Source organism: Salinivibrio proteolyticus (assembly GCF_027286365.1).
Lineage (GTDB): Bacteria > Pseudomonadota > Gammaproteobacteria > Enterobacterales > Vibrionaceae > Salinivibrio > Salinivibrio proteolyticus.
Genome location: NZ_CP114584.1, coordinates 516,933 through 530,722 on the forward strand (window position 1 = coordinate 516,933; position 13,790 = coordinate 530,722).

The 13,790-nt window shown below is 48.3% G+C and carries 13 protein-coding genes and 4 tRNA genes; 12 read left to right on the forward strand and 5 right to left on the reverse strand.

From position 1 onward, the window contains the following. The first annotated feature begins 70 nt into the window (after positions 1 to 70). From N7E60_RS02545 to N7E60_RS02600, 12 genes are read left to right on the forward strand one after another with little or no spacing between them, the layout of a single operon-like run. On the forward strand, positions 71 to 328 hold the full coding sequence (locus N7E60_RS02545; protein ID WP_269598044.1) for an STAS domain-containing protein: 258 nt from the start codon (positions 71 to 73) through the stop codon (positions 326 to 328). A 21-nt stretch (positions 329 to 349) separates the two neighbouring features. After that, entirely contained in the window at positions 350 to 709 is a 360-nt protein-coding gene (locus N7E60_RS02550) for a response regulator (protein ID WP_069588426.1), read from the forward strand. Positions 710 to 730: 21 nt separating this feature from the next. Further along, positions 731 to 2,845, forward strand: a complete 2,115-nt coding sequence (locus N7E60_RS02555) for a chemotaxis protein CheA (protein ID WP_269598046.1) — start codon at positions 731 to 733, stop codon at positions 2,843 to 2,845. Positions 2,846 to 2,854: 9 nt separating this feature from the next. After that, entirely contained in the window at positions 2,855 to 3,352 is a 498-nt protein-coding gene (locus N7E60_RS02560; protein WP_077674986.1) for a chemotaxis protein CheW, read from the forward strand. Positions 3,353 to 3,363: 11 nt separating this feature from the next. Continuing rightward, complete coding sequence (locus N7E60_RS02565) at positions 3,364 to 3,834, forward strand: chemotaxis protein CheW (protein WP_269598047.1); 471 nt, start codon at positions 3,364 to 3,366, stop codon at positions 3,832 to 3,834. 3 nt (positions 3,835 to 3,837) lie between these two features. Beyond that, positions 3,838 to 6,237, forward strand: coding sequence for a methyl-accepting chemotaxis protein (locus N7E60_RS02570; protein WP_269598048.1), 2,400 nt, complete (start codon positions 3,838 to 3,840; stop codon positions 6,235 to 6,237). Positions 6,238 to 6,239: 2 nt separating this feature from the next. Continuing rightward, positions 6,240 to 7,085 (forward strand): CheR family methyltransferase, encoded by an 846-nt coding sequence (locus tag N7E60_RS02575; RefSeq protein ID WP_269598049.1) that lies wholly within the window; start codon positions 6,240 to 6,242, stop codon positions 7,083 to 7,085. Between the two features lies 1 nt (position 7,086). Further along, positions 7,087 to 7,737, forward strand: a complete 651-nt coding sequence (locus N7E60_RS02580) for a chemotaxis protein CheD (RefSeq protein ID WP_269598051.1) — start codon at positions 7,087 to 7,089, stop codon at positions 7,735 to 7,737. Next, a complete protein-coding gene (locus N7E60_RS02585; RefSeq protein ID WP_269598052.1) occupies positions 7,737 to 8,789 on the forward strand; it encodes a protein-glutamate methylesterase/protein-glutamine glutaminase in 1,053 nt (350 codons plus the stop codon). Before N7E60_RS02580 ends, N7E60_RS02585 begins: the two co-directional genes overlap by 1 nt. Beyond that, positions 8,779 to 9,942: a methyl-accepting chemotaxis protein gene (locus N7E60_RS02590; protein WP_269598053.1), complete on the forward strand. Its 1,164-nt coding sequence runs from the start codon at positions 8,779 to 8,781 to the stop codon at positions 9,940 to 9,942. Before N7E60_RS02585 ends, N7E60_RS02590 begins: the two co-directional genes overlap by 11 nt. An 8-nt stretch (positions 9,943 to 9,950) precedes the next feature. Beyond that, positions 9,951 to 10,250, forward strand: a complete 300-nt coding sequence (locus tag N7E60_RS02595) for an STAS domain-containing protein (RefSeq protein WP_077455312.1) — start codon at positions 9,951 to 9,953, stop codon at positions 10,248 to 10,250. A gap of 7 nt (positions 10,251 to 10,257) precedes the next feature. After that, positions 10,258 to 11,949 (forward strand): ATP-binding SpoIIE family protein phosphatase, encoded by a 1,692-nt coding sequence (locus N7E60_RS02600; RefSeq protein WP_269598055.1) that lies wholly within the window; start codon positions 10,258 to 10,260, stop codon positions 11,947 to 11,949. 117 nt (positions 11,950 to 12,066) lie between these two features. Here the strand turns inward: N7E60_RS02600 and N7E60_RS02605 are convergent. The 5 genes from N7E60_RS02605 to mltC all read right to left on the reverse strand — a co-directional run bounded on the left by N7E60_RS02605 (position 12,067) and on the right by mltC (position 13,700). Continuing rightward, positions 12,067 to 12,142 (reverse strand) — tRNA-Asn (locus N7E60_RS02605). A gap of 4 nt (positions 12,143 to 12,146) precedes the next feature. After that, positions 12,147 to 12,222: transfer RNA gene (locus N7E60_RS02610), tRNA-Phe, on the reverse strand. Between the two features lie 2 nt (positions 12,223 to 12,224). After that, a tRNA-Thr gene (locus N7E60_RS02615) sits at positions 12,225 to 12,300 on the reverse strand. 45 nt (positions 12,301 to 12,345) lie between these two features. After that, a tRNA-Phe gene (locus N7E60_RS02620) sits at positions 12,346 to 12,421 on the reverse strand. Positions 12,422 to 12,557: 136 nt separating this feature from the next. Continuing rightward, a complete protein-coding gene (mltC, locus tag N7E60_RS02625; RefSeq protein ID WP_077455310.1) occupies positions 12,558 to 13,700 on the reverse strand; it encodes a membrane-bound lytic murein transglycosylase MltC in 1,143 nt (380 codons plus the stop codon). Between the last annotated feature and the right edge of the window lie 90 nt (positions 13,701 to 13,790).

A 13,790-nucleotide genomic window follows, 5' to 3' on the forward strand; every position in this document is an offset into this window, starting at 1 on the left:
ATAGTTGCTACACTTATAAAGCGAAACAAAAAACATATGTTTCTAAACAAACAGTTAGAGCGGCTTCGTGATGGAAATTACCCTTGGAGAGTCATTAGATATCACCCAAATTCAATCAATTAAAGAAGAAATCGCAAACAAAATCGGCGACGAAAAGCAGTGCATTCTAGACGCGGGAAGCGTTAATCGTATCGATGGTGCAGGCCTTCAGCTGTTGCTTTGCTTGGTTCGGACCCAAGAGGAACTGCAATGGCAAAACGTGTCTGAAAATCTTTATGGCGCGGCGCAAACCGCAGGTATGGTCGAGCTACTAAAGCTCAATCGTTAAACATGGAGTTGGGGTAAGAGGATGGCAAATATACTTGCAGCAGATGATTCAGTATCCATTCGGCAAATGGTGAGTCATACCTTGAAAGAAGCCGGTTACCAAGTTGAAACGGCAAACGATGGCGCAGACGCATTGCGCAAAGCGAAGACTAAAAAATTCGACCTCATTATTTCAGACGTCAATATGCCAGTGATGGATGGGTTGGAATTTGTGCGACAAGTACGCGGCGTGCCGCAGTACAAATTTACTCCCATCTTGATGTTGACCACCGAAACCTCAGCAGAGAAAAAGTCGGCCGGTAAAGCTGCCGGAGCGACGGGCTGGATCGTTAAGCCGTTTAATCCAGACACCTTACTGAAAACACTACAGCGCGTGTTGTAAGGCGCATCGACGGAGGGTTCTATGGCCATGGACATGGACCAGCTACGGCGCATTTTTTATGAAGAATGCCGCGAGAATCTGGAAGTGCTGGAGCGAGAGTTATTGGCTCTTGACCCTGAAGCCACTGACCTAGAATCAATTAACACCATATTCCGCGCTGCTCACTCGATTAAAGGGGGGGCCGCGACATTTAATCTCGATGATATCAGTCATTTCACCCATGACATGGAAACGCTGCTTGATGAAGCGCGTGAAGGGAAGCGGCAGCTAGATAGTCACACTATTGATGTGCTGCTGCGTGGTGGGGACTGCATTTTGTCTATGTTGGAGTCGTATGAAAACGACACTGACTATGACAGCTCTGAACGTGATGCGGTGACCGAAGCGTTAAACGCCATCATGGGAAATGAGGCCGCAGCGCCCTCCGAAGCGCAAGCACCTGACGTCGCTGATGTCCCGGCTGTCTCGGTAGCGGGCGAATGGCTGGTTGGTTTTGAGCCTCACCCAGATATGTTGTTTTCTGGTAATGATCCGGTACGTATTCTTCGAGAGCTTGAAGCACTCCCCGGTGGAGCGGATATTGTGTGTGATCCCTCTGCTCTGCCAGATTTTACCGAACTCGATCCCGAGCAATTGTTCTTAAAATGGCAAGTGCGCGTTGATGGGCATGTTCCCCGTGAAGATATCGAAGCGATTTTTGATTGGGTCGAAGATGAGTGTGAGCTGAGTATTACGCGCAATGAGGAAGCATCGGCAGGATCTTCTTCTACGGCGACTGCTTCAGCTTCAGAGAATATAGCGGCTTCTGATAGTGCGCCTGTGGCATCAGCGCAACCTGCTGAGGAACAAACATCGGACAAGGCTCAGACAGCCAGCAAATCCAGTAGCAAAAAAACGGCGCCCAAACCTGCAGCGAAAAGTGATGCTAGCGTTTCCTCCATTCGTGTTGAGATCGACAAAGTCGATAACTTGATCAATTTGGTCGGCGAATTAGTGATCACACAATCTATGCTGGCTGAACTCAGTAGTAACTTTTCTCCAGAAAAACTTGAGCAACTCCAGTCAGGTCTCGAGCAGTTGATGCAAAACACCAAAGAGCTACAAGAGAGTGTGCTTGATATCCGCATGTTGCCGATTAGTTTTGCCTTTAACCGTTTCCCTCGTTTGATTCGCGACCTGTCATCACAGTTAGGTAAACGTGTAGAGCTGATGATTGAAGGGGAAAGCACTGAACTGGATAAAACGGTTTTAGAGCGTATCTCCGACCCGCTGGTGCACTTGGTGAGAAATGCGGTCGACCATGGCTTAGAGTCCCCCGAAGAGCGAAAAGGAAAAGGTAAACCCGAAATCGGGTTAGTGCATTTGAATGCCTATCATCAAGGCGGTTCTATTGTGATTGAAGTCAGCGATGATGGTGCCGGACTGAATAAAGAAAAAATTTGGCAAAAAGCGCTGGATAAGGGCCTCATCTCAGATGACTTACCGATTGATGAGTTGACGGACACGCAAGTGTTCAATCTTGTGTTTGCTCCGGGCTTTTCAACCGCTGAACAGGTATCAGACGTATCAGGGCGCGGTGTGGGGATGGACGTCGTGCGCCGTAATATCGAGCAGTTAGGCGGTAATATCGATGTGCACTCAGCACCCGAAAAAGGCAGCACATTCAAAATCAGTTTGCCATTAACGCTGGCGATTTTGGACGGACAACTCGTTAAGGTGGCGGGCCAAGTTTATGTGGTGCCACTTATTTCTATTATTGAATCCATTCAAATTGATAGCCAACAAATTAAAACCGCGTCTGGCGTACAGCTTTATCGCCTACGCGATGAAAATATCCCAATTTTGCGCTTAAAAGAAGAGTTTGGGTTAGGGCACTGTGGCGAGGATCTCGATAAGCAATTGCTTTGCTTGGTTGAAGCGGGCGATAAGAAAGTCGGGCTGTTGCTTGATGAATTACTGGGTCAGCAGCAAGTCGTTATCAAAAGCTTAGAGTCTAATTATACCCGCGTGGCAGGTATTTCCGGTGCCACTATTTTGGGTGACGGCTCGGTATCACTCATCCTCGATATCCAAGGGCTCATTACGCAATTCTTGTCGCGCGTCAGTGACGCTAGCGGTCATATCGCCGCGGCATAAGGAGAGGCCATGCAGAATCTGATGCAGTCTGAAGACGTGGTGGACATTGACGATCGCGTCGATCGTTTACAAGGCAGCGATTACCTGAGCTTCGATTTAGCGGGTGAGCTTTATGGCGTGGATATCCAAACCGTCGAAGAGATCCGAGTTTGGGAGCCACCAACACTACTGCCGCGCTCACCGGCGTTCATACTCGGCGTCATTAACCTGCGCGGCATGATTGTGCCTGTCATGGATCTACGTGTGCGGTTTAACACCAAAAAAGCGGACTACCACCGTGAAACGGTCGTGCTAATTTTACGCGCCAGTGAGGCCGCGAACCACAAGGTCATGGGCGTTGTAGTGGATGCGGTATCAGATGTGGTGGATCAGGGTGAAGGGCAGATTATGCCACCTATCGGTGATTCCCAAGTGATTGCCTACGTAAGTGGTTTGCTCAATGTCGATCAGCGGGTGATGTCATTGGTCAATGTTGATGAGCTGCTGCGTATCGAGCATTGGATATAGGTGAAATAAATATGGAGCAATCACGAGAGTATTTGAGTTTTTTACTGGAAGACGAAGAGTACGGCGTGCACATCTTGGATGTGAAAGAGGTTCGCGGTTGGTCACAGGTGCGACGTATTCCTAATTCGTTGCCGCACATGTTAGGTGTGCTGGAGTTACGGGGAGAATACATCCCCATCATGGATATTCGCCAGTGTTTTGGTATGCCGCCAGCCACGCTGACCTCAATGAGCGTAATTATCATCGTAAGAGACAAGCAAGGTATCTCGTTGGGCATCGTGGTCGATGCCGTGGCAGAGGTACATAACTTGAGTACAGAGCAAATTAAAGCCCCGCCTGGGCTACATCGACGCGAAGAGTGGTACATGGAAGGGATCGCCTCGGTGAATGATAGGCATGTGGTTCTGATTAATTTAGAGCGGTTATTCGACTTTGATCAGTTACAGCAAACAGCACAACCCGAGATCGCGAACGAGGACTAGAATATGGCGTGGTTTAAAAGGGAAGTACAGCAAGAGCAACAAACCCAACAAACAAAGCAGAATGTGCAGCTTCTTGCGGCACTCAATGTCGCGCCTGCTGCACTCATTATGCTCGACAATCAACTGCAAATCACACTGATTAACCGACGGGCATTGCAGTTGTTGCAATGTTATCAAGCGGCGATTCGAGAGCGTGGTAATACCGAATTCACTGCCCAAAGTGACATGCTTTTTGGCAAACCAATGAGTGCAGTATTGCCGTCAGACTTGGTCGATTATCAGCAATGGCAGCAGCTATTAGACGACAAGCCCTCGGTACAAAACATTGAAATTGGCGCTGGGAAGCTGCGCGTGTCTGCCAGCAAAGTGACGGATGGGCAAGGCTTTAGTGTTGAGCTCAGTGATATAACCGCACGCGCTCACCAGAGCGAAGAGCATAGCTTGCTAAAAGGCGCATTGGATAATACCCACAGTGCGTTTGTTATTTTAGGAACGCACGGTGAGATCACGCATGTGAATGAGCAAACCGTCCGCTTATGTAAGCAGCATGAGCAGACATTTCGCAGTAAAAACAATGCGTTTGTCGCGAATCGTGACGATATTATCGGTAAGCAAATCGATTATCTGTTTCCACAGCTTCAATGTGACACATTCCTGTCGCCGAATGACTTACCCATAAACCGTGATATTCGATTTAAAGCAGCTCGCTTTGAGTTTCATGCGACGGCAAGTTACGACCGGCATGGTAGCCATATCGGCACCACCATTGAGTGGCGTGATGTGACAGAACGTCGCAAAAAAGAAGCTGAGCGGTCGCGGCTGGCCGCTGTGGTAGAGGGCATGACGACCAAAGTGATGCTGGCGGATAAAGATGGCATCATTCGCTACCTCAATCCTGCAGTTACTGAGCTGCTTAAGAGCCGCGAGGATGAGATGCGCGAGGTCTTCCCTGGCTTCTCTGTAGACAAGCTAGTTGGTACTAGCATTGATCAATTCCATAAAAACCCGTCGCACCAACAGTCTGTGATTGCCAACCCAGACCGGATGCCATTGAAAGCTGAAATTAAGGTCGCAGCGCTCGAATTTGCGCTCAATTGCATTGCCCTTTATGACGATGACGGTGAATACATGGGGCCAGGGTTGCAATGGGAGGATATTACCGAACAAATGGATAGCCTGCGTCAGGTAGAAGACCTTATCGAAAAAGCGGCCGATGGTAACCTTAGTGATCGAATGAATACCAGTAAGTACAGTGGTTCGATGGCCAAATTGGGTAACGGAATTAACCAATTACTCGATAGTGTTGTCGACCCATTGAATGAGTGTATTCGCGTGATGCGTGGCGTATCGAAAGGTGATCTGAAAATCAATATGCCCGAGGATTACAAAGGGGACTTTGAAGATCTGAGCCAAGCGGTGAATGCTTCAATCAACAACTTGCGCAATATGGTAGAGAAGATCACCCATTCTTCAGGACGTGTGGCGTCTGCATCCGCTGAAATTGCTGAGGGTAATAACGATCTGAGTGAACGTACTGAAGAGCAAGCGGCCAACTTACAGGAAACCGCGGCGAGCATGGAGCAGATGACGGCTACGGTGAAGCAAAATGCGGAAAGTGCCGCCTCTGCGAACACCCTAGCGTCTAAAACCAGCGAAAAAGCACACAAAGGCGGTGAAGTGGTCAAAGAAACCGTTGAAGCCATGGCCGAAATCAATGATGCGAGCAAGAAAATTGCTGACATCATTGGCGTGATTGATGAAATCGCCTTCCAAACCAACCTATTGGCGCTGAATGCGGCCGTTGAGGCGGCGCGAGCGGGCGAGCAAGGTCGAGGTTTTGCCGTTGTCGCGGGCGAAGTCCGTAATTTGGCGCAGCGCAGTGCTGGTGCAGCTAAAGAAATCAAAGAACTGATCAAAGACAGTGTAGAGAAAGTCACTCAAGGCTCGAAACTGGTCGATGAATCTGGGGAGATGTTGGAAGAAATTGTCTCTTCGGTGATGGAAGTATCTCAGCTTATTGACAAGATCAACGCGGCGAGCCAAGAGCAGGCGACCGGAATCGACGAGATCACCCGTTCGGTGGCGCGTATGGACCAAATGACGCAGCAAAACGCAGCTTTGGTGGAAGAGGCCGCAGCATCTAGCCAGTCAATGCGCGATGAGAGTGCTGAATTGATTAATCTAATCGGTTTCTTCCAAATCGATATTGATGCCGAAAAGTTAGTCGATAAGCAACTTGCACAATCGAATACGAAACCCGCTTCACCCCGTTCATCGGTCGCGGCTAAGAAAGAACCAGCGCCTTATCGCAATGGAGAAGCCGCGCCAGCAGCACGGCTAAAAGCGGTGAATTCGGGAAAAAGCGCGGCGTCTGAAGTCAGTGATGAGTGGGAGGAGTTTTAAGCGTGAGTGCGCCGGTGAGCTCGTCATCTGCGAGTGCATACTCGTTCAGCCAAACGCAATTTAAGTTTGTGCAGACATTTATGCTGAATGAAACCGGTATTTCGTTGGCGGACAAAAAGAAAAGTATGGTGTATAGCCGTTTGGCGCGCTGTTTGCGCCGAACGGGCGTGGCAACCTTTGATGATTATTTTGCGTTGGTGGAGAAAAGTGCTGACGAGAGAGTGGCTTTTATCAATGCACTCACCACCAATAAAACGCAATTTTTTCGCGAGCGTCATCACTTTGATTTCCTCGCCCATCAGTTGATCCCCCTGTGGCAACAACGTAAGCAAAAGCGGGTGAGGATTTGGTCGGCAGGGTGTTCCACCGGTGAAGAGCCTTACACCATTGCGTCAGTATTGGCGGGTCACGGCATGATTGGTGGTCAAATGGATGTTCATTTATTGGCAACGGATCTCGACACCCAAGTACTAAACACAGCGAGTAACGGCACCTACAGCTTGGATGTTGTTAACACCATCCCACCGGAGTATCTCAAACCGGGATTTCTAAAAGGAAAAGGGATTAAGCAGGATTTATTTAAAGCCAAACGAGCGCTACGCGACATTATTAGTTTTAAGCAACTTAATCTAAAAGGTGACTGGCCTCACAAGCATGCAATGGATGCAATTTTTTGTCGTAACGTAATGATTTATTTCGAGCGCGAGACGCAGCAATGGTTAATTGAGCGCTTTTGGCGCCAATTAGCGCCGGGCGGCATTTTATTTATCGGCCACTCAGAAGGCATTGGAAAAATGGCGAATAAATTCGACAACCTCGGCCATACCATGTATCGCAAACGGGAGTGATATGCACCAAGCACTAGAACTGCACCATCATGCCCAAGAAAAACCCGTACAGCGTTTTTTTAGTCCAGAGCATGACAGGTACATGGTGAAATTGAAGCCGGGAGAGATTTACGTCAGCTCGGACGACGAGCTTATCGCGACAGGGTTAGGGTCGTGTATTGCTGCATGTATCTGGGATCCTCTCGCCAATATGGGCGGCATGAATCACTTTATGTTGCCACTTAAAGATGACCAAGCGGCGAAAGAATGGAGTGCAGAGCAATACATGTCTCATGCGGCGCGGTACGGTAACTATGCCATGGAGATCCTCATCAATACCTTGTTGCAACAAGGGGCGATAAAAAACCGTTTACGCGTCAAGCTTTTTGGTGGGGGCAATATCATGGGGCAGAACATTGCTATAGGGCGCAAAAACATTGAGTTTGTTCGTCGCTATGTTGCCAATGAAGTTCTGACCTTAGTCTCAGAAGACCTTGGCCAGTCTTTTCCTCGCCGCGTGTTGTTTGATCCTAGAACTGGAAAAGCTTGGGTGAAGAAAATTCAGTCTCTCAGTCAAAAAGAGCTGGTGGCAGAAGAGGCCCAATACAATCAACGCTTGCTCCAAGAATCTCGAGATGACAGCGCTGATAATCAAGATGTGGAGCTGTTTTGATGAGTAAGTATCGCTATAAAGTACTGATCGTTGATGACTCACCGCTCTATCGAACATTGATTCGGGAGTGTCTTGAGAGTGATCCTGCCCTTGAGGTCATAGGGGCGGCGGAAGATCCTTATGAAGCACGGGAAAAAATTAAGAAGCTAAATCCGGATGTGATTACGTTAGACATTGAAATGCCGAAGATGAACGGTATTCAATTTCTTAAAAATTTGATGCGCTTACGGCCAATGCCTGTGGTGATGGTATCGACCTTGACCCAGCATGGGGCTGAGGTCACTTTAACGGCGCTGGAGATTGGTGCGGTCGACTATGTGCCTAAACCGTCTGCCAACATAGCCACCGCCATGACCCAAGAGCGGGATGAGCTGGTGAGTAAAGTGAAAGCGGCGGCCCAAGCCAACATTGGTCAACCTCTGTGGGGTAAACAAGCAGCACCTGTGCAGGTCAATCGTCATCATTATAATCGCAAAGGGTATGAAGTTATTGCGCTGGGTGCTTCCACTGGCGGTACGGAGGCGCTAAGGGGCGTGCTTGAAAGACTGCCCGAACACATGCCGCCCATCGTGCTTACCCAGCACATCAAGGCGGCTTTTTGTGGGCCTTTCGCTCAGCGGTTAGACCGAGCTTGCCGTTTATCCGTCGAAGAAGTAACGGCTGATCGCATGCCGCTTATTCAAGGGCATGTTTATGTAGCGCCGGGCGATCGCCATCTTACGGTGGTGAATCGACAAGGTCATTTATATTGCCAACCGACGGATGAAGCGCCGGTTGAGCGTCACCGCCCGTCTGTTGATGTGATGTTTTCCTCTGTTGCAGAAGCCGTCGGTGCTAAATCGGTGGGGGTCATTTTAACTGGCATGGGGAGAGACGGAGCATCCGGTCTTCTAAAAATGCATCAAGCCGGTGCATTAACGGCGGCGCAGGATCAAGCTAGCTCTGTGGTGTGGGGGATGCCACGTGTCGCAATTGAACTCGGAGGCGCATCACAAGTCCTTCCGCTCTCTAATGTGGCAAATTTCTTAGTGGAGACAGTCTATGGCAAGTGATTCTAAGTCCCTAATATGGCCACCGATATTGACGTTACTCCTCACGATTGGCTTTGCGTTATGGTCGATGACGTGGCAAGCCGGTGTGTTTGCTATGTTGGTCTTCGTATTAATGGGGGGACAGCTTCTTCTTTTATCGAAAAAGCGTGCTTCGATTGGTATGGAAGAAGGGGCCGACATGGTGGAAAAGGATGCCCCTGAACAACTGCTACGCCGTATTCATCATATTTTATCGATTGAGTTGGTACCAATCCGTGAGCAGTTAGCGCGTCAACGTGAGGTAATTGATGAATCGGTTGAAAGCTTAAATGGGAGCTTTTTTAGTATGCAAAGTGCCTGTCAGGACCAGGTCGCGACTGCGACCAGTATGGCGAACGAACTGCTGCATAACGAAGAAAGCGAGTACAGTCTGACCAAGGTGTTACCCGAAACTGAACGTGCGATTGATGCTTACATCGACATTATGGTCAAGGTCAGTGATAAAAGCGTGTCGTCCATTTATACCATTGAAGAAATGTCGAGCAAACTCAATGAGGTATTTGAGCTGTTGGATGATGTGCAAGCCATGTCTGATCAAACCAACTTGCTCGCATTGAACGCAGCCATTGAAGCGGCGCGCGCCGGCGAAAATGGACGCAGCTTCGCGGTCGTTGCCCAAGAAGTTCGCTCACTCGCGATTAAGGCGACAGACCTTAATACTGAAATCCACAAGCATATCGATCTCGCCCAAGAAAGTGTCGATAAAACCAAGGATACCGTAGGGGAAATTGCTTCTTTAGATATGACTGAGTCAATTCGGTCGAAAGAATACATTGACTCGTTACTCGAAGGGGTGAAATCGGTCAACGATCAGGTCGGCCAGGAAATAGAACGGGTCTCCATGCTCGGGGAGCAGGTCCAGCAAGAAATTGGCTCGTGTATTAAGAACCTACAATTTGCTGACATTATCACGCAACAAGGTGGGCACATACTCGACAATCTGCATATTTTGGAAGAATTGAACGCACTGATTATTGAAACCATGTCGGAAAAGGATATCGATTGGCATGCGCTAAATGAAAAGGTCAATGCCATTGAAGAAAAAGCAGGCTCTGCCAAACGTGCCCCTGCAAAACAACAATCCCTTGATGAAGGTGAAATTGAATTATTTTAGAGGTGCCAATGAGAATTCGACGGGACGAACAAAAGGATGGGAAACAGGTGATCTTGCATGTGAAAGGCGAGTTCAACTTTACGATGGTGCAAGAGATCCGAGATGCTTATGCCGATCTGACTGATCAGGAGGTGATTGTCGACCTCCGAGAAGCGACCTATATGGACAGTGCGGGGCTCGGCATTCTTTTGAACATGCAGGACTATTTAAACAAATCTGATGGTTCAATTCGGCTAATCAACTGTCCGGATGCGATTAAGCGTGTGTTGTTTATCGCCAAATTTGAGAAAAAATTCAAAATAGAGTGAGTCGCCTATGAACGTGTTGGTGGTCGATGATGAGCCGGCGTTGGTGCACTATATTGCAGCAGCCTTAAAGGACGAAGCTGATAATATCAGCATGGCGATGAATGGTAGCGAGGCGCTTCAACTGTTGGAGTCTATCTCGCCGGAAATGTTTCCAGACTTGATCATCTCTGATGTCAACATGCCTAAAATTGATGGGTTTCAAATGGCGCAGGAAATACGCAGGCGTTTCCCGCAAAAGTTGCTACCTATCATATTTTTGACCGGCATTGATGACCAAGATATTTATGCAAGCTGCATGCAATACGGTGATGACTTTTTGAGTAAGCCGGTGGATGTTGCGACGCTTATCGTTAAAGTCCGGACCCACTTTCGTCATACCTGTCTGTTCCGCGAAGTCACATTCCAACGCGACCAGCTGAAACAATTCCAAGAGGCTACCGTCTATGAGCACGCGATGGCAAGCCAAATTTTTGAGCGTTTGATGTCATTTAGTTTATCGGGCGTATCAGGGTTTGATAGTTACTCAGGCTCATACAGTCTGTTTAATGGCGATGTTACCATGATATTACCTAGGCCTTTGGGTGGGCTATATATCCTGATTGCTGATGCCACAGGGCATGGACTTCCTGCTGCAATAAGTACTATTCCAGCAGTGAAAACCTTTATCACAACCGCTCAACGAGGCTTACCGGTGGGCGATATTGCCAGTGAAGTTAATACTCACTTACGCAACTTTATGCCCGTTGGCACTATGCTCGCTGGTGCGGTTTTGGAAGTGATGCCAGATGGATTAACTGTGAATATGTGGACCGGTGGGATGCCGGATGCTTACAGTCTTGATCAATATGGGCAAGTGTTAGAAACCCATCACGGCCGACACATGGCACTAGGGGCGCAAGACAGGGCGAGCTTTGATGCGACTATCACGCGGTTACAGTTTAGAGAAGGGCAGCGTCTATTCTTAGCCACAGATGGCGTAATTGAAGCGAGAAATCAGTCTGATAAGCAGCTGTCTGAAATTGGACTTATTCGTGCGCTAAGTGGTTGCCAAGGCAGCTTAATTGAGCAAGTAAAGCGTACACTTTCGGCCTTCGCAGGGGATGCTGGCGTTACCGATGACATTTCCATGTTAGAGCTTTCTTTTCCGATTGCTTGCCCTGAAAGGCAGGACAATACAGTTTCACTGCAACCTTATTCTGTCGTCCCATCGTGTACTCAAATTCGTTTTGATACCGAGTTACTGAAAAAAGCCGATTTAATCGCTGATTTAAGAGGGCGAGTAAAAGGCATCGTGGGAGAAAGTACTGATCTTGATTTAATTTGCACTGTGATATCAGAGCTTCTCAATAATGCGCTCGATTATGGTATTTTGGGCCTCGAGTCCGTATCGAAAAACGATGTGGATGGTTTCTTTAATTACTATCTATCACGGCAAGAAAAACTCGATGCGCTAAGTGGTGAGCATTACATTGAGTTGGAGTTAGCTTTTCAGCCCAAGGTACAGCGTTTTATTTTGAAGATGGCGCACTCAGGGAAGGGCTTTGATTATGAACGTCAAATCCGAGAAACCAACCATGATGCGGAGAGCTTGTCTGGGCGAGGGATTACGTTGATTAAATCGATATGCGAGCAGTTTAGCTACAGTGATCAAGGTCGAGCCGTTGAAGCGGTTTTTAAGCTTAACAATGGCCAAGCGTAACGGATAGGCCTGTAACTGGGGAGGGACGCCTAGTCGGGAGCGCCTAGCCCAGTGACATATTTGGCGATAGCCAAACAAAAAAAGCGCCAACCTTTCGGTTAACGCTTTCTTTAAATGTGGCTCCCCCAACTGGACTCGAACCAGTGACATACGGATTAACAGTCCGCCGTTCTACCAACTGAACTATGGGGGAATAATGGTGCCTCGAGGCGGAATCGAACCACCGACACGGGGATTTTCAATCCCCTGCTCTACCAACTGAGCTATCGAGGCAATGGTGCCGGCTGCCGGAGTCGAACTGGCGACCTACTGATTACAAGTCAGTTGCTCTACCAACTGAGCTAAGCCGGCACACAAATCGCGAAATACTGTGTGTCACACCATTATTTCATTATATGGTGCCCGGAGGCGGAATCGAACCACCGACACGGGGATTTTCAATCCCCTGCTCTACCGACTGAGCTATCCGGGCCAACGGGGCGCTATTAAACGGATTTTCCGTCTCACCGTCAACTGTTTTTTTGAAAAAAGTGCGCTAATCGTGTTGTTTGGATAAAAAGGCAGCGAAATGCCATAAAAGTGCACAATTTTCAGGGTTTCATCAGGGCTTATTGGGGTAAATTCGCAAACTCTTTTTGGTAACGCGTTACCTTTTGTAGGTAGCGCCGAGACTCCGAAGAAGGGTGGCGGTGGGTAAGCGCCCAAAACACCTGATTAGGTTTTAGACTATTTAAGTCTCGCATGGCGCGATCGCGATTGCGATCAAAGGTTCGTAGCACATTTCCCGTTCCACCGTTGTAGGCGGAAATCATACTGTAGTGCAAAGAGAGTGGATCGCGTACGGCTTTAAGATACCGGTTTTTAAGGATGTAGAAGTACGCAGTGCCAGTATCAATATTTTTCTCTGGATCAAAAAGGTATTTCGGAGTGGGCTGGCCAGGACGCTTTTTCACCAATTTAAACACATCGCGTCCTGCGGTTTTAGGGACAACTTGCATTAACCCGTAAGCATTCGCCCAGCTTACCGCATAGGGGTTGAAGCTGCTTTCCGTTTTGATAATCGCATAGATAAGCTGTTCTGAAATATCATAGCGCTTGGCGGCACGGCGGACGATATCAGCATACTGATAACTTCGCTTCGCGACGTGATCACTTACCATAGGGATGGTGACGTAATACATATTCTGAAAACGGACTTGTTTTTTCTTCAGACGGTGGTCGAGTAAGTATTCGGCAAAGCGATTCGCGCGCCACTGCCAGCTAATGGCTTTACCTTCGTGGTCCACCACTTGTCCTTCCAAAAAGGGGCGACCTTCGAGCGGCACCTCAGCCGCCGAGTAAAGATCGACAGAGGCAGGGTCTTGAGGTGTGAGTAGGGTGGTGATAATTGCCTGTTTTAAATGCGATTTTGGATTGTCTGTGGCGACGGTTTCAACTTGAATAACACCGCGTTCAAAATCAATCCGAGCCCGACTTTTATAGTTATCTGTGTATTTAACGTAGTCGCGTTTGCCCGACACAAAGACTTGATTCTCACCCCAGCGCACTTCAATGTTGCCAGTAAACTGACCGATTAATTGGTTGAGCGCGTCAATGTCTTTTTCAAATTGACCGGGGAGAGGAGCGAGGTTTTTCGCAAATCGGTTGGTCGTTTTATAGCTGACGCCCACGTACTGCTCGACGCTTTCGCGGCTACAACCTGTGATCAGTAAACTTAGACAGCAAATCAGTAAACAGATTAATCGCGTCATCTTTCATCGCGTTAGCATAAAAAAACACCCGCATTTAGCCTAACACAATGCGGGTGATTTGCAGTGATAACGCAATCTGCTTGTGGCGCA